This is a genomic window from Pseudomonas eutrophicaquae, assembly GCF_023544715.1.
Taxonomy (GTDB): Bacteria; Pseudomonadota; Gammaproteobacteria; order Pseudomonadales; family Pseudomonadaceae; genus Geopseudomonas.
Genome location: NZ_JAMJEZ010000004.1, coordinates 36,058 through 53,388, shown reverse-complemented (window position 1 = coordinate 53,388; position 17,331 = coordinate 36,058). Strand labels below are relative to the sequence as shown.

15 protein-coding genes are annotated in these 17,331 nt (G+C 65.2%); 12 read left to right on the top strand and 3 right to left on the bottom strand.

What is annotated here, in order from left to right; translation table 11 throughout:
* Positions 1 to 9 precede the first annotated feature (9 nt).
* The 5 genes from fadA to MXC11_RS02885 all read left to right on the top strand — a co-directional run bounded on the left by fadA (position 10) and on the right by MXC11_RS02885 (position 5,055).
* A complete protein-coding gene (gene fadA, locus MXC11_RS02905) occupies positions 10 to 1,185 on the top strand; it encodes an acetyl-CoA C-acyltransferase FadA (RefSeq protein WP_250005031.1) in 1,176 nt (391 codons plus the stop codon).
* Between the two features lie 48 nt (positions 1,186 to 1,233).
* Positions 1,234 to 1,500 (top strand): DUF1653 domain-containing protein, encoded by a 267-nt coding sequence (locus tag MXC11_RS02900; RefSeq protein WP_250005028.1) that lies wholly within the window; start codon positions 1,234 to 1,236, stop codon positions 1,498 to 1,500.
* A gap of 120 nt (positions 1,501 to 1,620) precedes the next feature.
* Positions 1,621 to 4,224 (top strand): type I DNA topoisomerase, encoded by a 2,604-nt coding sequence (topA, locus tag MXC11_RS02895; RefSeq protein WP_250005025.1) that lies wholly within the window; start codon positions 1,621 to 1,623, stop codon positions 4,222 to 4,224.
* The gene (locus tag MXC11_RS02890) at positions 4,224 to 4,742 is read left to right on the top strand and encodes a DUF6586 family protein (RefSeq protein WP_250005022.1); all 519 of its coding nucleotides are present in this window, start codon (positions 4,224 to 4,226) and stop codon (positions 4,740 to 4,742) included. The genes topA and MXC11_RS02890 overlap by 1 nt, the downstream gene beginning before the upstream one ends.
* A gap of 73 nt (positions 4,743 to 4,815) precedes the next feature.
* A complete protein-coding gene (locus MXC11_RS02885; RefSeq protein ID WP_250005020.1) occupies positions 4,816 to 5,055 on the top strand; it encodes a hypothetical protein in 240 nt (79 codons plus the stop codon).
* Positions 5,056 to 5,098: 43 nt separating this feature from the next.
* On the opposite strand, the gene lexA is transcribed toward MXC11_RS02885, so the two are convergent.
* A complete protein-coding gene (gene lexA / locus MXC11_RS02880) occupies positions 5,099 to 5,713 on the bottom strand; it encodes a transcriptional repressor LexA (protein WP_250005017.1) in 615 nt (204 codons plus the stop codon).
* Positions 5,714 to 5,845: 132 nt separating this feature from the next.
* Between lexA and MXC11_RS02875 the strand changes: the two genes are divergently transcribed.
* Genes MXC11_RS02875 through MXC11_RS02865 form a run of 3 tightly spaced genes read left to right on the top strand, consistent with a single transcriptional unit; the run spans position 5,846 to position 8,125 of the window.
* Entirely contained in the window at positions 5,846 to 6,379 is a 534-nt protein-coding gene (locus MXC11_RS02875) for a L,D-transpeptidase (RefSeq protein ID WP_250005253.1), read from the top strand.
* Positions 6,376 to 7,371, top strand: a complete 996-nt coding sequence (nagZ, locus tag MXC11_RS02870; protein WP_250005014.1) for a beta-N-acetylhexosaminidase — start codon at positions 6,376 to 6,378, stop codon at positions 7,369 to 7,371. Before MXC11_RS02875 ends, nagZ begins: the two co-directional genes overlap by 4 nt.
* 13 nt (positions 7,372 to 7,384) lie before the next feature.
* Positions 7,385 to 8,125 (top strand): S-methyl-5'-thioinosine phosphorylase, encoded by a 741-nt coding sequence (locus MXC11_RS02865; RefSeq protein WP_250005012.1) that lies wholly within the window; start codon positions 7,385 to 7,387, stop codon positions 8,123 to 8,125.
* A gap of 12 nt (positions 8,126 to 8,137) precedes the next feature.
* Here MXC11_RS02865 and MXC11_RS02860 read toward each other — a convergent pair whose 3' ends face one another.
* Both MXC11_RS02860 and mfd read right to left on the bottom strand, forming a co-directional pair.
* Positions 8,138 to 8,665, bottom strand: coding sequence for a CsiV family protein (locus MXC11_RS02860; protein WP_250005009.1), 528 nt, complete (start codon positions 8,663 to 8,665; stop codon positions 8,138 to 8,140).
* 11 nt (positions 8,666 to 8,676) lie between these two features.
* The gene (gene mfd, locus MXC11_RS02855; protein ID WP_250005006.1) at positions 8,677 to 12,117 is read right to left on the bottom strand and encodes a transcription-repair coupling factor; all 3,441 of its coding nucleotides are present in this window, start codon (positions 12,115 to 12,117) and stop codon (positions 8,677 to 8,679) included.
* A 130-nt stretch (positions 12,118 to 12,247) separates the two neighbouring features.
* Here mfd and MXC11_RS02850 point away from each other — a divergent pair, with 130 nt between their 5' ends.
* From MXC11_RS02850 to MXC11_RS02835, 4 genes are all read left to right on the top strand, one after another.
* Positions 12,248 to 13,708, top strand: coding sequence for a glyceraldehyde-3-phosphate dehydrogenase (locus MXC11_RS02850; RefSeq protein ID WP_250005004.1), 1,461 nt, complete (start codon positions 12,248 to 12,250; stop codon positions 13,706 to 13,708).
* A 289-nt stretch (positions 13,709 to 13,997) separates the two neighbouring features.
* On the top strand, positions 13,998 to 15,335 hold the full coding sequence (locus MXC11_RS02845; protein WP_250004995.1) for a Na(+)-translocating NADH-quinone reductase subunit A: 1,338 nt from the start codon (positions 13,998 to 14,000) through the stop codon (positions 15,333 to 15,335).
* Between the two features lie 3 nt (positions 15,336 to 15,338).
* Positions 15,339 to 16,550 (top strand): NADH:ubiquinone reductase (Na(+)-transporting) subunit B, encoded by a 1,212-nt coding sequence (locus MXC11_RS02840; protein ID WP_250004992.1) that lies wholly within the window; start codon positions 15,339 to 15,341, stop codon positions 16,548 to 16,550.
* Positions 16,543 to 17,331 carry a Na(+)-translocating NADH-quinone reductase subunit C gene (locus MXC11_RS02835; RefSeq protein ID WP_250004989.1) on the top strand — a complete coding sequence of 263 codons (789 nt, stop codon included), beginning with the start codon at positions 16,543 to 16,545 and terminating at the stop codon, positions 17,329 to 17,331. The genes MXC11_RS02840 and MXC11_RS02835 overlap by 8 nt, the downstream gene beginning before the upstream one ends.

The following is a 17,331-nucleotide window of genomic DNA, read 5'->3' as shown; positions in this document are numbered from 1 at the left end:
GAGTGCACCATGCAACTGAATCCGCACGATGCGGTGATCATTGATGCGGCCCGCACCCCGATGGGCCGCGCCAAGGGTGGTATGCACCGCCATACCCGTGCCGAGAACCTGTCCGCTGCGCTGATCACCGCGCTGCTGGCGCGCAATCCGGCGCTAGATCCCTCCACCGTCGATGACCTGATCTGGGGCTGTGTCAACCAGACGCTGGAGCAGGGCTGGAACATCGCCCGGATGGCGGCACTGCTGACTCCGCTGTCCAGCCACTGCCCGGCGCAGACGGTCAGCCGCCTGTGCGGTTCGTCGATGAGCGCGCTGCACAGCGCGGCCCAGGCGATCCAGAGTGGCAACGGCGAGCTGTTCATCATCGGTGGTGTCGAGCACATGGGCCATGTCGGCATGACCCACGGCGTGGACCCCAACCCGCAGCTGTCGCTGCATGTGGCCAAGGCGGCCGGAATGATGGGACTGACCGCGGAGCTGCTGGCGCGGATGCACGGCATCGACCGCGCCGCTCAGGATGCCTTTGCCCTGCGCTCGCACCAGCGCGCCGCGCAGGCCACCCGCGAGGGGCGCTTTGCCGGTGAGCTGATCCCGCTGCAGGGCCATGACGAGCAGGGCGCGCTGCGCCTGTTCGACGCCGATGAGACCATCCGCGCCGATACCAGCCTGGAAGGGCTGGCGGCGCTCAAGCCGGTGTTCGATCCACGTCACGGTACGGTCACTGCCGGCAGCTCCTCGCAGATTACCGATGGCGCTGCGGCGATGATCGTTATGAGTGCCCGGCGCGCCGAGGAGCTTGGGCTGCAGCCACTGGCGCGGGTACGGGCCATGGCGGTGGTGGGGGTGGATCCCTCGATCATGGGCTATGGACCGGTACCGGCCACCCACAAGGCGCTCGAACGTGCCGGGCTGAGCCTGGCGGACATTGAGTGTATCGAGCTGAACGAAGCGTTTGCTGCGCAAGCGCTGCCGGTGCTTAAGGATCTCAAGCTGCTGGACTGCCTGGATGACAAGGTCAACCTGCACGGCGGGGCCATTGCGCTGGGCCATCCGTTTGGCTGCTCCGGGGCGCGGATCAGCACCACGCTGCTCAATGTGATGCAGCAGCGCGATGCCACCTTCGGCCTGGCGACCATGTGCATCGGCCTTGGGCAGGGGATCGCCACGGTGTTTGAGCGCCTCTGAGGGCGCAGGTGGCGGGCCGCTGAGTCCGCCTGGTAAGGAGATGAGGGAATGACGCTGCAAACCGGTCTGTACCGGCATTACAAGGGTGGTGAGTACCGCGTGTTTGGCTGTGCCCGCCATTCGGAAACCGGCGAGCTGCTGGTGATCTATCAGGCGCTGTATGGCGAGCAGGGGCTGTGGGTGCGCCCGCTGGCGATGTTCTGCGAGTCGGTGCGGGTGGCCGATACCCTGCAGCCGCGCTTTGCCCTGCTCAGGGCCGAGGAGGGCAGCTTGCCGCTGCCCGGGGCGGGTCGTCCGGCACGGTCCCCGGCTTGACCGGGTTGCGCGGGCCACTATATAAGGCGAGGCTTTGCGGACGCGCCTCCCGGTGGTACCCGCGCATGTAGCGACGGCCAGCGCCGTTGATCCGATCTCTTTTCAGGAACTCTCCGATTCATGGGCAAATCACTGGTCATCGTGGAATCGCCGGCCAAGGCCAAGACGATCAACAAGTACCTGGGCAACCAGTACGTGGTGAAGTCGAGCATCGGCCATATCCGCGACCTGCCCACCAGCGGCTCGGCCAGCAAGGAGCCGGTCAAGCGTGGCAAGGCGGCAGCCAGCGAGGCGCCGGCACTGTCGCCCAAGGAAAAGGCCAAGCGCCAGCTGTTTGCGCGCATGGGCGTCGATCCTGAGCACGGCTGGAAGGCCCAGTACGAGATCCTGCCCGGCAAGGAGAAGGTGATCGAGGAACTGCGCCGGCTGGCCAAGGATGCTGACACCATCTACCTCGCCACCGACTTGGACCGCGAAGGGGAGGCGATCGCTTGGCACCTGCGTGAGGCGATCGGTGGCGATGAGGGGCGCTACAAGCGCGTGGTGTTCAACGAGATCACCAAGAAGGCGATCCAGGAAGCCTTCTCCCAGCCCGGCGCGCTGGATATCAACCGGGTCAACGCCCAGCAGGCGCGGCGCTTCCTTGATCGCGTGGTCGGCTACATGGTCTCACCGCTGCTGTGGGCGAAGATCGCCCGTGGCCTGTCGGCCGGGCGCGTGCAGTCGGTGGCGGTGCGTCTGGTGGTCGAGCGCGAGAAGGAGATTCGTGCCTTCGTGCCCGAGGAGTACTGGGACGTGCACGCCGACCTGGCGACCGCAGCTGGCGGCCAGGCGCGCTTCGAGGTGGCCCGCCAGGGCGGCGAGGCCTTCAAGCCGCTCAATGAAGCTCAGGCAATGGCGGCGGTGACCGCGCTCAAATCCTCGGCCTATCAAATCGTCAAGCGCGAGGACAAGCCGACCTCGACCAAGCCCTCGGCACCCTACATCACCTCCACCCTGCAGCAGGCGGCCAGCACCCGGCTGGGCTTTGGGGTGAAGAAGACCATGATGATGGCCCAGCGCCTCTACGAGGCCGGCTACATCACCTACATGCGGACCGACTCGACCAACCTGTCCGCCGACGCCATCGAGATGGCGCGCGGCTTCATCGAGGGCGAATTTGGCCGCCAGTATCTGCCGGAAAAGCCGAACCTCTATTCCAGCAAGGAAGGCGCCCAGGAGGCTCACGAGGCGATCCGTCCCTCCGACGTCAACCTCAAGCCCGCTCAGCTCTCCGGTATGGAGCGTGACGCCGAGCGCCTCTACGAGCTGATCTGGCGCCAGTTCGTTGCCTGCCAGATGCTGCCGGCGCAGTACCTGTCCACCACGGTCAGCGTGGCGGCCGGCGACTTCGAGCTGCGTGCCAAGGGCCGCATCCTCAAGTTCGACGGCTTCACCCGCGTGCAGCCGCCGCAAGGCAAGGCGGGCGAGGACGACGTGCTGCCGGACATGCGCGAGGGCGAGCGGCTTGAGCTGCTGGGCATCGATCCGACCCAGCACTTCACCAAGCCGCCGGCGCGCTTCTCCGAGGCCAGCCTGGTCAAGGAGTTGGAAAAGCGCGGCATCGGCCGGCCGTCCACCTATGCGGCGATCATCTCGACCATTCAGGAGCGCGGCTATGTTACCGTGCACAACCGCCGCTTCTATGCCGAGAAAATGGGCGAGATCGTCACCGAGCGTTTGTCCGAGAGTTTTGCCAGCCTGATGGACTACGGTTTTACCGCCGGGATGGAAGAGCATCTGGACGATGTGGCCCAGGGCGAGCGCGAGTGGAAGCATCTGCTGGATGAGTTTTACGCCGATTTTCGCGCCAAGCTGGAAGTCGCTGAAGCAAGCGAAGGCGGCATGCGTGCCAACGTGCCGACCCTCACCGACATTCCCTGCAAGGAATGCGGCCGGCCGATGATGATCCGCACGGCCTCCACCGGGGTGTTCCTTGGCTGCTCGGGCTATGCGCTGCCGCCCAAGGAGCGCTGCAAGGCGACCATGAACCTGGTGCCGGGCGATGAAATCGCCGAGGACGATGAGGGCGAATCTGAATCGCGCGTGCTGCGTGGCAAGCACCGCTGCCCCAAATGCGGTACGGCGATGGACGCTTACCTGCTGGATGAAACCCGCAAGCTGCACATCTGCGGCAACAACCCCGACTGCTCGGGCTATGAGATCGAGCAGGGGCAGTTCCGCATCAAGGGCTACGAAGGCCCGAGCCTTGAGTGCGACAAGTGCGGCAGCGAGATGCAGCTCAAGACCGGGCGCTTTGGCAAGTTCTTCGGCTGTACCAACCCCAGCTGCAAGAACACCCGCAAGCTCTTGAAGAGCGGCGAAGCGGCACCGCCGAAGATCGACCCGATCAAGATGCCGGAGCTGCGCTGCGCCAAGGTCGATGACGTGTATGTGCTGCGCGATGGGGCCTCTGGCCTGTTCCTCGCCGCCAGCCAGTTCCCGAAGAACCGCGAGACCCGCGCGCCGCTGGTGTCCGAGCTGCTGCCCCACAAAAAGGAGCTGGACGCCAAATACCACTACCTGCTCGAAGCGCCGCAGCAGGACCCGGAAGGGCGTCCGGCGGTAATCCGCTTCAGCCGCAAGACCCGCGAGCAGTACGTGCAGAGCGAGGTGGACGGCAAGCCCACCGGCTGGAAGGCGCTCTATGTGAATGGCACCTGGCAGATTGAGGACAAGCGCTGATGGCTGGCGAGCGTTATACCCGCACCAATCAGAAACTCTACTTCGCAAGCCTGGCCCTCAAGGCCTGGCAGGATGCTGAGGCTGAGCAGGCGCTGAATGTCACGACCCGCATTCAGGCGGCACGCGAGACAGCGGTGTTTCATCTCTACGGCGCGCTGCTCGGCCTGTGTCATGAGATTACCGGCTACTACCGCCTGCCGGAGGCGCAGGCCAGCCGCGTGGAGTCGCTGCTGGATCCGGCCGGGCTGGCGGCCCCCGGCCCTGAGCTCGGCGAGCTGAGCGCGCTGGCGGCCCAGTCGGGCAGCTGGGTGCAGGCACTGCTGAAAGCCTGGCAGCAGCTCTTCGAGCCGCCGCAGCCCGAGCGCAAGGCCAAGGTCGATCCGGCGCTGCCGCTGATCGCAGCGGTGGAGGTGGGTGCGGTGGCACGCCCTGAGCTGTCGCTGCAAACCCTGACCGACTGGCATGCCCAGCTCAGTGTGCTGGCGGTGCGCTTTCGCGAAGGGATGAGCGAGTGGTGAGCGCGCGCCGGACGGGCTAGGGTGCCGGGGCGGGCGCTGTTACAATGCCGCCCCTTTTCATGGAGTACCCTGCATGCCGACTTCTTTTCTGGAAATCGTGGAACTGCCGGATGGCCGCATCGTGCTGCGTCGTGGTGACGATGAGGCGATTCTGGCGAGCCTGGAGTTCTCCGAAGAGGCCAAGGCCTTCCTGAACGGTCAGCATGTCGAAGTGGCGCGCACCATGTTCAGCGTGGGGGTCGATATGGCCAGCAGCCTGGCCGAGGGTGAATACTTCGAGGATGAAGACGAGCAGCCCGCCACCTTGCACTGAGTGAGGACCGGCTGCGCGCCCCTGCCATCCCGGTGTGGCGCGCTTAGCGGCGCAGTACACCGACACTCAGCCCCTCGATGGAAAACTCCACTCCGGGCGCGTCCAGATCAACCACGATCGGAGCAAACTCCGCGTTTTCTGCCAGCAGCTTGATCTGCCGGCCCCGGCGCTGCAGGCGCTTGACCGTGACCTCCTCCCCGATACGCGCCACCACGATCTGCCCGTTGGCAGCCTCGCGGCAGGCATGCACGGCCAGCAGATCGCCATCGAGAATCCCGGCATCTTTCATGCTCATGCCGTGGACGCGCAGCAGGAAATCAGCCCGCGGCGAAAACAGCGCCGGGCTGAGCCGGCAGGTTTCTTCGATATGCTGCTCGGCGAGGATCGGCGCTCCGGCCGCCACCCGGCCAATGATCGGCAGCTCATCCTCGCGCGAGGGCGCTTCGTGACCCGGGATGCGCAGACCGCGCGAGGCGCCCGGAATCATCTCGATAGCGCCCTTGCGGGCCAGCGCGCGCAGGTGCTCCTCCGCCGCATTCGGTGAGCGAAAGCCCAGCTGACGGGCCATTTCGGCACGGGTGGGCGGGTAGCCGTGTTCATCCAGCCAGGATTTGATGAAGGCGAGAATCTCGCCCTGGCGCGGGGTCAGTTTCTGCATGGCACGGGCTCGTTGAGGGAAGGAGTGTGGCTGGAAGTATATACAGCACGCTCCACCAGGCAAGCCCGCAACCAGCTGCCAGCGTCAGGGTGATCGGCTATGCTGGCGGCCCGTGACTGTGAATGCGCCTCCATGCTCGATTGCCTGCATATCTCGATTGCCGACCAGTATTTATACGGTTTTGCCGGCGGACAGCTGCGCCTGCGTCTGCCGGTTTCCACCGCCCTGAACGGCCCGGGTGAGCGCCAGGGGTCGGGCTGCACGCCGCGCGGCTGGCATCAGGTCCGTGCGCGGATCGGTGCTGGGCTGCCTGAGGGTGCGGTGCTGGTTGGCCGGCGCTGGACCGGTGAGATCTGCACGCCCGCCCTGCAGGCCGCCTATCCACAGCGTGACTGGATTCTTAGCCGCATCCTGTGGCTGAGCGGCTGCGAGCGCGGGCTGAACCGCCTCGGCGCCGTCGATACCTTTCGCCGCTACATCTACCTGCACGGCACCCCGGACAGCGAGCCGATGGGCGTGCCGCGCTCCCATGGCTGCATCCGCCTGCGCAACCGTGATCTGATCGTGCTGTTCGAACAGGTGCCGCTGCATTGCCGTGTCCATATCACCGAGGCAGCCTGCACGTCCTGGCGTGACGCGGCGCTGCCGTCTGAGGAGTTTGCATGAAGGGTTCTTTGATGCTGGATATCGCCGGCACCTGGCTGACCGCGGCGGATCGGCAGCTGCTGCGCCAGCCCGAAGTCGGTGGTCTGATCCTGTTCGCCCGCAATATCGAAGATCCGCGCCAGGTCCGCGAGCTGTGTCTCGCCCTGCGCGCCGAGCGGCCGGATCTGCTGATTGCCGTCGATCAGGAGGGTGGGCGGGTCCAGCGCCTGCGTAACGGTTTTGTCACGCTGCCCTCGATGGGCGCGCTGGCAGCCCACGGTGACGAGACGCTGGCCCGCCACTGCGGCTGGCTGATGGCCTGTGAAGTGCTGGCCGCCGGCATCGACTTCAGTTTTGCACCGGTGCTCGATCTGGATCACGGGCGCAGCAGCGTGATCGGTGCCCGCTCGTTTGGCCGCGATCCAGCGCAGGTGATCCGGCTGGCTGGTGCCTTTATCGATGGCATGCATGAGGCTGGCATGGCAGCGACCGGCAAGCACTTCCCCGGACATGGCTGGCCGGTCGCCGACTCGCACGTCGCCATTCCGCGTGATGAGCGCGACCTGCAAGCGATCCGCAACGATGATCTGCAGCCCTTTGCCGCGCTGGCGCCACGCCTGGAGGGTCTGATGCCGGCCCATGTCATTTACACCGCCGTCGATAGCCAGCCGGCCGGCTTCTCGCGGCGCTGGCTGCAGGAGATTCTGCGCGGTGAGCTGGGTTATCGCGGGGTGATCTTCAGTGATGATCTGAGCATGGCCGGTGCCCATGTCGCCGGTGATGCCGCCGCCCGGGTACAGGCCGCCCTGGAGGCCGGCTGCGACATGGCGCTGGTCTGCAATGATCGTGCGGCGGCCGAGCAGGCCCTGACCGCGCTACAGCGCCTGCGTGTATCAGCGCCTGCAGGGCTGAGCGCGATGGCTGCGCGCGGCTGGCCGGGCAACGATTACCGCGCGCAACCGCGCTGGCAGCAGGCGTTGCAGGCCCTGCGCGCCGCCGCGCTGATCGACTGAACAGGAGCTTTGCATGTCTGTACTGGCAATTATCGGTGGCAGTGGCCTGACCCAGCTGGAAGGGCTCCGGCTGCTCAGCGCCGACACGCCCCACACGCCCTATGGCGCACCGTCCGCGGCGGTGCTGCGCGGGGAACTGGCCGGGCGCGAGGTGCTGTTTCTCGCCCGCCACGGCCATCCGCACCGAATCCCGCCACACCAGATCAACTACCGGGCCAACCTCTGGGCGCTCAAGCAGGCTGGCGCGCAAGCGGTGCTGGCGGTCAACGCCGTCGGCGGTATTCACCCGGCGATGGACAGTGGTCACCTGTGCGTGCCCCATGACCTGATCGACTACACCTGGGGGCGGGCGGCGACCTTCTTCGAGGATGACCTTGAGCACGTGACCCACGTCGATTTCAGTTACCCCTACGATGAGCCGATGCGCCAGCAGCTGATCGCCGCACTCCGCGCCGAGGGCTGTGCGTTCAGCAGCCATGGGGTGTATGCCGTGACCCAGGGGCCACGGCTGGAGACGGCGGCGGAGATCATGCGTCTGGAGCGTGATGGTGCGGACATCGTCGGCATGACTGGCATGCCAGAAGCCGTACTGGCCCGCGAGCTGGGGCTGCCCTATGCCTGTCTGGCGCTGGTGGTCAATCCGGCGGCCGGCAAGACGCAGGGGGTGATCAGCATGAGCGAGATCGAGCAGGTGCTTGAGGCCGGCATGGCCGAGGTGCGCCGCGTGCTGCACCGTCTGCTGGCCGGCCACTGACCCGGCGGCGACTCAGGGCAGGCGCGCGCGCACCAGGGCGCCAAGGCTTGGATGGTCGATGTAGGTCAACTGGCCGGGCAGCAGCCGCTGCTTTTGCCGCAGACGCTCGCTGGACTGCAGCTGCCCCTCGGCATCGAAGTGATTGACCCAGAGCTCCAGGGTCAGCTGCGGATAGCGGCTGCGGCCCTGCTCAAGGCTCAGGATGCCCTCGACCGTCTGGTGGCCATCGCGCGTGGGGCCTGCCCCGAAGCGCACCCGGCTGGCGCCTTCACCGAGGCGCTGCTGCCAGGCTTGCTGCAGCAGCACCGGCCCCAGATGCTCACCCAGCTGGGCGGCCTGATCGCGCAGTACCGCGGTGCGCTGATCGAGCTTGGCAATCGGTGCCACGCCGGCGCTCCAGTCCTCGCCGGGCGGCTGACTGGCCAGCAGCGGCGGCGCCTGGCGGAACACCAGAAGCTCAAGGTGATAGAGGGTTTCGGCCAGGGCGTTGGGCGCGATCAGCCACAGGGCAAGGCACAGCGGGGAGAGCAGTCGGCGCATGATGGCTGGTCTCAGGCGGGTTTGGGGGTCAGGCGCTCGAGCAGCGCCTCCAGGGTATTGAAGCGTTGCTCGGCCTGCTCCATCGGCACCTGGAACTTGAGGGTGCTGCCGCCGTCGAGCCGGTAGCGGCTCGGCTGGCTCTGGATCAGCTGGATCAGGCTCAGTGGTTCGACCGGAGTTTGCGCGGCGAACTCTAGGCGCCCGCCCTGCGGGCCGGCCTCGATCTTGCGAATGCCCAGCTGCTCGGCCTGCAGCTTCAGGAGCGTCAGACGCATCAGGTTCTTGGCCGGTTCCGGCAGCAGGCCAAAGCGGTCGATCATTTCCACCTGCAGTTCGGTCAGCGCCGCCTCATCGGCGGCCGAGGCGATGCGTTTGTAGAGAATCAGGCGCGCGTTGACATCCGGCAGATAGTCCTCGGGGATCAGCGCCGGCAGGCGCAGGTTGATTTCCGGCCCGCCGCCCAGCGGCTGGTCCAGATTGGGCTGCTCGCCCTTGCGAATCGCCTTGACCGCGCGCTCGAGCATTTCCATGTACAGGGTGAAGCCGACCGCCTGGATCTGCCCGCTCTGGCCCTCGCCGAGCAGCTCGCCGGCGCCGCGGATCTCCAGATCGTGGGTGGCCAGCACGAAGCCGGCACCGAGGTCCTGGGCGTTGGCGATGGCTTCCAGACGCTTCTGCGCGTCCTCGGTCATCTGCTTGCGCGGCGGGGTGAGCAGGTAGGCATAGGCCTGGTGGTGGCTGCGCCCGACCCGGCCGCGCAGCTGGTGCAGCTGGGCCAGGCCGAACTTGTCGGCGCGCTCGATGATGATGGTGTTGGCGCTGGGCACGTCGATGCCGGTCTCGATGATGGTCGAGGCGACCAGCACGTTGAAGCGCTTGTGGTAGAAGTCGCTCATCACCTGTTCCAGCTCGCGCTCGCGCATCTGTCCGTGGCCGATGCCAATGCGCGCCTCGGGCACCAGCTCGGCCAGCTCGCTCGCACACTTCTCGATGGTCTTCACATCGTTGTGCAGGTAATAGACCTGACCGCCGCGCAGCAGCTCGCGCAGCAGCGCTTCCTTGATGCTCGGCTGGTTGGCCTCCAGCACGAAGGTGCGCACCGACAGCCGGCGCGCCGGCGGGGTGGCGATGATCGACAGATCGCGCATCCCCGACACCGCCAGGTTCAGGGTGCGCGGGATCGGTGTGGCGGTCAGGGTGAGGATGTCCACCTCGCTGCGCAGCGCCTTGAGCTGCTCTTTCTGGCGCACCCCGAAGCGGTGCTCCTCATCGATGATCACCAGCCCGAGATCCTTGAACTGCACCTCATCCTGCAGCAGCTTGTGGGTGCCGATCACGATGTCGATCTGCCCGTCGGCGAGCTTTTGCACCGCGGCTTCCACATCCTTGGCGGACTTGAAGCGGCTCATCACCTCGACCTTCACCGGCCAGTCGGCGAAGCGGTCGCGGAAGCTGTTGTAGTGCTGCTGGGCGAGCAGGGTGGTCGGTACCAGCACCGCCACCTGCTTGCCGCTGTGCACGGCGATAAAGGCGGCGCGCATCGCCACCTCGGTCTTGCCGAAGCCGACATCGCCGCAGACCAGACGATCCATCGGCTTGCCGGCCAGCATGTCGGCGCGCACCGCGTCGATGGCCGCCTGCTGGTCGGGGGTTTCCTCGAAGGGGAAACCGGCAGCGAAGGTGGCGTAATCGGTCTGCGGATCATTGAAGGCAAAGCCTGCGCGGGCAGCGCGGCGCGCGTAGACATCCAGCAGCTCGGCGGCCACATCGCGCACCTGTTCGGCAGCCTTGCGCTTGGCCTTCTGCCAGACTTCCGAGCCGAGGCGATGCAGCGGGGCCAGGGCATCATCACTGCCGGTGTAGCGGGCAATCAGGTGCAGGCTGGAGACCGGCACATAGAGCTTGGCCTCGTCGGCATACTGCAGAGCGAGGAACTCGGCGCTCTGGCCGTCAAACTCCATGGTCACCAGGCCCAGGTAGCGGCCCACGCCATGATCCAGATGCACCACCGGCGCGCCTTCGCGCAGCTCGGTGAGGTTCTTGATCACGTTGTCGCTGGCGCCGGGGCTGCGCTCACGGCGGCGGCGCTGCATGACCCGCTGACCGAACAGCGGGCTTTCCGGGATCAGTGCCAGCTCATCCAGCAGCAGGCCTTCATCCAGCGGCGCGATGCTGATGGCCAGCCGCTCGTCGCTGGCGATGAACGCCGCCCAGCCCTCGACCTCGCGGGGGCGCAGATGCAGGCGGGCCAGCAGCTCCAGCAGCACCTCGCGCCGACCTGCCGATTCGGCGCAGAACAGGATGCGTCCGGGATATTGCTCGACAAAACGGCGCAGCGCGGCCAGCGGCTCGCCGCTCTTGGCCTGAATGGCCAGATCCGGCAGCGCCCGGGCGGTGAAGCGCTCGCGGCCGACGCCAGGCTCCAGATCACGCTCATCGATCACCACCCGCAGCCATTTTTTCAGGCGGGCGAAGCAGTCCTCGACCGGCAGAAACAGCTCAGCGGGCGGCAGCAGCGGGCGCTGCGGATCGACGCGCCGCTCCTCGAAGCGGCTGCGCGCATCCTGCCAGAAGTGCTCGGCGGCCTGCTCGATGCCGGGCAGGGAGAACACCTGGGTATTGGCCGGCAGGTAGTCGAACAGGGTTGCGGTCTGCTCGAAAAACAGCGGCAGGTAGTACTCGATGCCAGCCGGCGTCAGGCCGCTGGACAGATCCTGATACAGCGGGCAGCGCCGGTAGTCGACGTCAAAACGCTCGCGAAAACGTGCGCGAAAATCGGCGACGGCCTTTTTCTCCAACGGGAACTCGCGTCCTGGCAGCAGGCGAATCGACTCGACCTTCTCGATCGAGCGCTGGGTCTCGGGATCGAAGGTGCGCAGGGTTTCGATTTCCTCATCGAACAGGTCGATGCGGTAGGGCAGGGTGCTGCCCATCGGGTAAAGGTCGATCAGCGCACCGCGCACCGCGAACTCGCCGTGCTCATAGACGGTTTCCACGCAGCGATAGCCCGCCGCCTCCAGGCGCGTGCGCGTGGCCTCGACATCCAGACGCTGACCGACATCCAGCACCAGGCTTGAGCCGAGCAGGAAGGCCGGCGGTGCCAGGCGCTGCAGGGCGGTGGCAATCGGCACCACCAGAATGCCGTGGCTCAGTCCCGGCAGCTGGTAGAGGGTGGCGATGCGCTGGGAGATGATGTCCTGGTGCGGGGAGAACACATCGTAGGGCAGGGTTTCCCAGTCCGGAAAATGCAGCACCGGCAGGTTCGGCGCAAAGAAGCGCAGCTCCTGCTCAAGGCGCTCGGCGCTGGCACTGCCTTCGGTGAGCAGCAGGGTGAAGCGCCCGGCGGCACTGGCGGCCTCGGCAATCGCCAGGCTCTGGGCAGCACCGGGCAGATTGCCCCAGTGCTGTTTGCCGGCAGCCGCCGGCAGGCTGGGAAGACGCAGTACGGTCACGATCGGCTCTGGGTGGCGATGAAAGCGGCCGATTCTAGCGGGCTGTCCGGGTGTCTGTCAGTGCTGGCGCGCGCGCGTTGCCCGGCAGCGCGCTCGTGGTCATAATACAGGCCCTTTTTTCAGCACCTACTTGTGGAAGGTATCGCTCGTGAGCCAGAAGCCCGAACAGTGTCTCGGTGAGTGGATTGATCGTGAGGCCCTCGCCGAGGCCATGATCCCGCTGATCGGTCAGCTCTACCGCAACAACAATGTGGTCACCTCGATCTACGGTCGCAGCCTGATCAACCGCTCGGTGGTCGGCATCCTCAAGGCACATCGCTTTGCCCGCCAGATCGATGACGCCGAGCTGTCGGTGCGCGAGACCTTCCCGCTGCTGCAGGCGATGGCCAGCCTCAAGCTGGGCGCCGCCTCCGTGGATCTGGGCCGCATGGCGGTCAAGTTCAAGCAGGAAGGCAACGGTCGCAGCGTTGAAGAGTTCGTGCGTGCTGAGCTTGCCGATGTGGTCGGTAAGCTCGGCAGCGAGAAGCGCGAAGGCACCGATGTGGTGCTCTACGGCTTTGGCCGCATCGGCCGTCTGCTGGCGCGCATCCTGATCGAGAAGGTCGGTGGCGGTGACGGTCTGCGTCTGCGCGCCATCGTGGTGCGCAAGGGCGCAGCCAATGATCTGGTCAAGCGGGCCAGCCTGCTGCGCCGCGACTCGGTGCATGGCTCCTTCAACGGCACCATCACCATCGACGAAGAAAACAACACCATCCTCGCCAATGGCAACCTGATCCAGGTGATCTACTCCAACGATCCGACCACCGTTGATTACACCACCTATGGCATCAACAACGCCATCATTGTCGATAACACCGGTAAGTGGCGCGATGCCGAAGGTCTGGCTCAGCACCTCAAGTGCCCGGGTGCCGCTCGTGTGATCCTCACCGCGCCGGGCAAAGGCGAGATCAAGAACATCGTGCACGGCATCAACCATCAGTTGATCAGTGCCGACGACAAGATCCTCTCCGCCGCTTCCTGCACCACCAATGCCATCGTGCCGGTGCTCAAGGCGGTGTACGACAAGTTCGGCATCGTGCATGGTCACGTCGAGACCGTGCACTCCTACACCAATGATCAGAACCTGATCGATAACTTCCACAAGGGCAACCGTCGTGGTCGCAGTGCGCCGCTGAACATGGTGATCACTGAGACCGGTGCCGCGACCGCTGCTGCCAAGGCCATGCCTGAGCTCAAGGGCAAGCTGACCGGCAACGCGATCCGTGTGCCGACACCGAACGTGTCGATGGCGATCCTCAATCTGACGCTGGAGCAGTCCACCAGCCGCGAGGAAGTCAACGAGTACCTGCGTCACATGGCGCTGCACTCGGAGCTGAGCAAGCAGATCGACTTCACCAATTCGCCGGAAGTGGTCTCCAGCGACTTCGTGGGCTCGCGCCATGCCGGTGTGGTGGATGCCGAGGCGACCATCGTCAACGACAACCGTGTCGTGCTGTACGTCTGGTACGACAACGAGTTCGGCTACAGCTGCCAGGTGGTGCGTGTGCTTGAAGATATGGCTGGGGTCAACCCGCCGGCCTTCCCGCGCTGATCCGCGCCGGGTGATGTACGCAACGGGAGCCTCTGGGCTCCCGTTGTGCTTTCTGCTGCTCTGGAATGCCGCTTTGTCGTCTATTTAGTGTGTGTGCGGACTTGTCAAGTCCCGCAAATAATCCAGTGGTCCGGTGGTCACCGTCGTTCATAGCTCTTTATAATCGCCCGGATTATTTTTGCGGGCGTGCAATCTGCCGGGCTGTATGCAAGGTGAGACATGATGTCGCGCTTTGTGCATGGCTTTGCGCATGCCTGAACTCGTTCATAACAGTGATTGGGCAATAGCAATGATAAAGATCAAGCGTGGTCTGGATCTGCCTGTCACCGGTGCACCCGCACAGCGCATCGAGGCCGGTCGGCCGGTGCGCAGTGTGGCGGTCGTAGGCTTCGACTATCACGGTATGAAGCCCACGATGCAGGTGCAGGTCGGTGATCGCGTCAAGCTCGGGCAGCCCCTGTTTGCCGACAAGAAGACGCCGGGCGTGGTGTACACCGCTCCTGCTGCCGGTGTGATCAGCGCGATCCACCGTGGCGAGAAGCGTGTGCTGCAGTCGGTGGTCATCGATATCGACGGCCAGGAGCAGGAAACCTTCGCCCGCTATTCAGCCGGTGAGCTGGCCAGCCTGAGCGATGCCAAGGTGCGCGAGAACCTGCTGGCCTCAGGCCTGTGGACAGCCCTGCGTACCCGCCCGTTCAGCAAGGTGCCGGCGGCGGATGCGGTGCCCAGCTCGATCTTCGTGACCGCCATCGACACCCACCCGCTGGCCGCAGATCCCCGTGTGGTGATCGCCGAGCAGAGCGATGCCTTTGCCCAGGGATTGCAGGTGCTGACCCGCCTGGCGCCGGTGTTCCTGTGCAAGGCCGAGGGCGCGAGCCTGCCGGGCGAAGACCTCTCCGGCGTGCGCAGCGAAAGTTTTGCCGGGCCGCATCCGGCAGGCCTGCCGGGGACCCATATCCACTTCCTCGATCCGGTCAACGCCACCAAGAGCGTGTGGACCATCGGTTATCAGGATGTGATCGCCGTCGGTAAGCTGTTCACCACCGGTGAGCTGTATGTCGAGCGCGTGCTGTCGCTGGCGGGGCCGGTGGTCGAGAACCCGCGTCTGGTGCGCAGCCGTCTGGGTGCCAACCTGCAGGAGCTGACCGCTGGCGAGCTGCAGGTCGGCAACAACCGGATCATCTCCGGCTCGGTGTTTGGCGGGCGTACCGCTCAGGGCGCGATGGCCTTCCTTGGTCGCTACCACCAGCAGGTGTCCTGCTTGCGCGAGGGCAATGATCGCGAACTGGTGCACTACCTGCGTGCCGGGGTGAACAAGCACTCGGTGCTGAGCATCTTCGTCTCCAAGCTGGCGTCCGGCCGGCTGTTCGATTTCACCACCACCACCAACGGCAGCCCGCGTGCCATGGTGCCGGTCGGCAACTATGAAAAAGTCATGCCGCTCGACATCCTGCCGACCCAGCTGCTGCGTTACCTGATTGTCGGTGATACCGAGATGGCCCAGAAGCTCGGCTGTCTGGAGCTGGACGAGGAAGACCTCGCCCTGTGCACCTACGTGTGCGCCGGCAAGTACGAGTACGGTCCGATCCTGCGTGACAACCTCACCCGTATCGAGAAGGAGGGTTAAGCCATGGCCTTGCGTGGATTCCTCGACAAGATCGAGCACAACTTCGAAAAAGGCGGCAAGTACGAGAAGTGGTATGCGCTGTATGAAGCGGTGGATACCTTCTTCTATCGTCCGGCCAGCGTGACCCGCACCACGGCTCACGTGCGCGATGGTCTCGACCTCAAGCGCATGATGATCACCGTGTGGCTGTGCACCTTCCCGGCCATGTTCTTTGGCATGTGGAACATCGGTTTCCAGGCCAACCAGATCTTTGCCGCCAACCCGGAGCTGTTCAATGCTCAGGACGGTGTGCGCCTCTCGCTGATCGGTGCCCTGGCGGGGTTTGATCCCGGCAGCGTGTGGGACAACTTCATCCAGGGGGCAGCGTATTTTCTGCCGGTCTATCTGACGGTGTTCATCGTCGGCGGCTTCTGGGAAGTGCTGTTCGCCTCGATCCGTCGCCATGAGGTCAACGAAGGCTTCTTCGTCACCTCCGTGCTGTTCTCCCTGATCCTGCCGCCGAGCATTCCGCTGTGGCAGGCGGCGCTGGGCATCAGCTTTGGCGTGGTGCTGGGCAAGGAAGTGTTCGGCGGTACCGGCAAGAACTTCCTCAACCCGGCGCTGACCGGTCGTGCCTTCCTGTTCTTCGCCTATCCGGCGCAGATGTCCGGGGATGCGGTATGGACCGCGGTGGATGGCTACACCGGTGCCACGGCCCTGAGCCTCGCCGCTTCCGGCGGCATCGAGAACGTGATTGCCGGTGGCATCACCTGGATGGACGCCTTTGTCGGCAAGATCCACGGCTCGATGGGTGAAACCAGCACCCTGGCCATCCTGATCGGTGGCGGTCTCTTGGTGCTGACCCGCATCGCCTCCTGGCGCATCGTCTCGGGCGTGTTCATCGGCATGTTCCTGACCAGCAGCCTGTTCAACCTGCTCGGCTCGGACACCAACCCGATGTTTGCCATGCCCTGGTACTGGCACCTGGTGGTGGGCGGCTTTGCCTTTGGCATGTTCTTCATGGCCACTGATCCGGTGTCCGCGTCGATGACCAATACCGGCAAGTGGCTGTTCGGCGGGCTGATCGGCCTGATGGTGGTGCTGATCCGTGTGGTCAACCCGGCCTTCCCGGAAGGCATGATGCTGGCGATCCTGTTCGCCAACCTGTTCTCGCCGCTGATCGACCACTTCGTCGTTCAGGCCAATATCAAGCGGAGGCTGGCACGCAATGTCTAGTCAAAAAGAATCCACCGCCCGCACGCTGATGGTGGCCCTGCTGGTTTGCCTGGTGTGCTCGGTGTTCGTGGCCGGGGCGGCCATCGCGCTCAAGCCGACCCAGGTCGAGAACCGCGTGCTCGACAAGCAGCGCAGCATTCTGGCGATTGCCGGGCTGAGCCAGCCGGGCATGTCGGCCAACCAGATCAAGCAGCTCTATGCCGAGCGCATTGTGGCGCGCGTGGTGGACCTGGAAACCGGTCGCTTCACCGATGCCCATGATCCGCGCAGCTTTGACCCGCTCAAGGCCGCCAAGGATCCGGCGCTCTCCCGCGCGCTGCCGGGCAGTGACGACATCGCTGGCATCAAGCGGCTTGAGCGCTTCTCCACCGTATATATGGTGGAGCGCGATGGCCAGCTGGATACCCTAATCCTGCCGGTGCGCGGTTACGGTCTGTGGTCCACCCTCTACGGCTTCATGGCACTCAAGGGTGACCTGAACACCGTGGTCGGTTTCGGCTTCTACCAGCACGGTGAAACACCGGGTCTGGGCGGGGAGGTCGATAATCCGAAGTGGACCGGTCAGTGGCCGGGCAAGACCCTGTTCGATGAGCAGGGTGAGCTGGCGGTGGCCGTAGTCAAGGGCGGCGTCGATCCGCAGAGCCCGCAGGCCACGCACCAGGTCGATGGCCTGGCGGGTGCGACCCTGACCAGCAACGGTGTCGATAATCTGCTGAAGTTCTGGCTCGGCCAGCGTGGCTTCGGCGCCTTCATTGCCCATCTGCGTGACGGGGAGGCCTGA

Bases quoted from the DNA above. Each gene is read 5' to 3' on its own strand.
- fadA (WP_250005031.1), top strand. From the start codon at position 10: ATGCAACTGAATCCGCACGATGCGGTGATCATTGATGCGGCCCGCACC.
- MXC11_RS02900 (WP_250005028.1), top strand. From the start codon at position 1,234: ATGACGCTGCAAACCGGTCTGTACCGGCATTACAAGGGTGGTGAGTAC.
- topA (WP_250005025.1), top strand. From the start codon at position 1,621: ATGGGCAAATCACTGGTCATCGTGGAATCGCCGGCCAAGGCCAAGACG.
- MXC11_RS02890 (WP_250005022.1), top strand. From the start codon at position 4,224: ATGGCTGGCGAGCGTTATACCCGCACCAATCAGAAACTCTACTTCGCA.
- MXC11_RS02885 (WP_250005020.1), top strand. From the start codon at position 4,816: ATGCCGACTTCTTTTCTGGAAATCGTGGAACTGCCGGATGGCCGCATC.
- lexA (WP_250005017.1), bottom strand. From the start codon at position 5,713: ATGCAGAAACTGACCCCGCGCCAGGGCGAGATTCTCGCCTTCATCAAA.
- MXC11_RS02875 (WP_250005253.1), top strand. From the start codon at position 5,846: ATGCTCGATTGCCTGCATATCTCGATTGCCGACCAGTATTTATACGGT.
- nagZ (WP_250005014.1), top strand. From the start codon at position 6,376: ATGAAGGGTTCTTTGATGCTGGATATCGCCGGCACCTGGCTGACCGCG.
- MXC11_RS02865 (WP_250005012.1), top strand. From the start codon at position 7,385: ATGTCTGTACTGGCAATTATCGGTGGCAGTGGCCTGACCCAGCTGGAA.
- MXC11_RS02860 (WP_250005009.1), bottom strand. From the start codon at position 8,665: ATGCGCCGACTGCTCTCCCCGCTGTGCCTTGCCCTGTGGCTGATCGCG.
- MXC11_RS02845 (WP_250004995.1), top strand. From the start codon at position 13,998: ATGATAAAGATCAAGCGTGGTCTGGATCTGCCTGTCACCGGTGCACCC.
- MXC11_RS02840 (WP_250004992.1), top strand. From the start codon at position 15,339: ATGGCCTTGCGTGGATTCCTCGACAAGATCGAGCACAACTTCGAAAAA.
- MXC11_RS02835 (WP_250004989.1), top strand. From the start codon at position 16,543: ATGTCTAGTCAAAAAGAATCCACCGCCCGCACGCTGATGGTGGCCCTG.